General features: G+C 48.6%; 1 protein-coding gene and 2 pseudogenes. 2 read left to right on the top strand and 1 reads right to left on the bottom strand.

The features are described 5' to 3' along the window. A pseudogene (locus NTH01S_RS11440) lies at nt 1-324 on the bottom strand (hypothetical protein); the annotation flags it as partial. A gap of 262 nt (nt 325-586) precedes the next feature. Between NTH01S_RS11440 and NTH01S_RS12140 the strand changes: the two are divergent. Together NTH01S_RS12140 and NTH01S_RS11430 are read left to right on the top strand one after the other, a co-directional pair. Further along, nucleotides 587-841 (top strand): annotated as a pseudogene (locus NTH01S_RS12140) (type II toxin-antitoxin system HicA family toxin). Then, the gene (locus NTH01S_RS11430) at nt 838-1170 is read left to right on the top strand and encodes a type II toxin-antitoxin system HicB family antitoxin (protein ID WP_068173775.1); all 333 of its coding nucleotides are present in this window, start codon (nt 838-840) and stop codon (nt 1168-1170) included. Before NTH01S_RS12140 ends, NTH01S_RS11430 begins: the two are co-directional and overlap by 4 nt. Nucleotides 1171-1218 lie beyond the last annotated feature (48 nt).

The following is a 1218-nucleotide window of genomic DNA, read 5'->3' as shown; positions in this document are numbered from 1 at the left end:
AGCCGTCTCTTCATCTCGTTTGCGGCGGCGTTCCGCCAATTCTTCCTCACGCTCACGCGCTTCGCGCTCAATTCTTTGTCGGACCCGGTACCAAGTAATACGAATGGTTTGAGGTTTGGGGGGAGTTCCCTGAAACGTCGTTAAGCCTTCTTCAATGGCGGCATCGCACAACTTTGACCATCTCGCGCGTCCACCTGCGGTGGCACTTTTCAGCAAATCATAATTCGTGACCATCCAGCGATAGATCGATGAACGCGACCACATCTCGCCTGCACTTTCCCGGCAGGCGGCGGCCATAGGCCCACTTTGTGTGATCGATGTCATCGGTAGAACGCCCTCTCATTCATCTCGCCACGAGGATATCAGTGTTACAAGACTATAACAAGACTGTTTCGACACTGCGTCAAAGGTGCTACGCATCTGTCTCAAGGGTGTAACAAGGGTGTAACAGGAAAAAGAAGAGTCCATATACAAATGCAAACTTTCAGTTGTGCCGTTTGATGAATGTTGCACCATTTTTTTCGAATAGAGCCCACAGATCGTAATTATCTTGAGGTTGGTACTAAAAAAATAGTATCAAAAATCTATGAAAGCGAAGCACCGGCGAACGCTGGAACTCATCTTCAAACGTCCTGTCTCCGGAAATATTCCGTGGGGAGACATATAAGCTCTCTTGAGAGCATTGGGGGCGGAGATATCTGAACGTGAAGGATCACGTATCGGCGTCGTTTTGTTTGGTGATATTCGCATTTTTCATCGCCCTCATCCGAAACCGGATACGGATAAAGGGGCCGTTGCATCTGTTCGGAAATGGTTAGAAAGCCATGGAGCGAAACCATGAACAACATCATAGAGATTGGAGGCCATCGCGCCGTTGTGCAGTTTGACCCTGAAATCGGTTTGTTTCGGGGAGAGTTTTTGGGCCTCAACGGTGGTGCCGATTTTTACGCTGACAGCGTGTCAGGTCTCCGTCTTGAGGGGGAAACATCCTTAAAGGTATTTCTGGAGATGTGCGTCGAAATAGGCGTTTCTCCAGTCAAACATTTTTCAGGTAAATTTCAGGTACGTTTACCTGAAAAACTACATGCACGAGTTGTTGAAATGGCGGCAGCACGAGGTGTGAGTTTGAACGCCTTCGTGCAAGAAGCACTGACACAAGCAGCATCCTGAATCGCTGTGTATCCTGTCCGAAAGAGGGTACTTTATTGGGCCCTGTTA

This window comes from Neokomagataea thailandica NBRC 106555 (assembly GCF_001598495.1).
Classification (GTDB): domain Bacteria; phylum Pseudomonadota; class Alphaproteobacteria; order Acetobacterales; family Acetobacteraceae; genus Gluconobacter; species Gluconobacter thailandicus_A.
This window is presented reverse-complemented; position numbering and strand designations above follow the sequence as displayed.

What these genes read in the sequence shown, in the direction of transcription:
- NTH01S_RS11430 (WP_068173775.1), top strand. Translation starts at nt 838, where the DNA reads ATGAACAACATCATAGAGATTGGAGGCCATCGCGCCGTTGTGCAGTTT.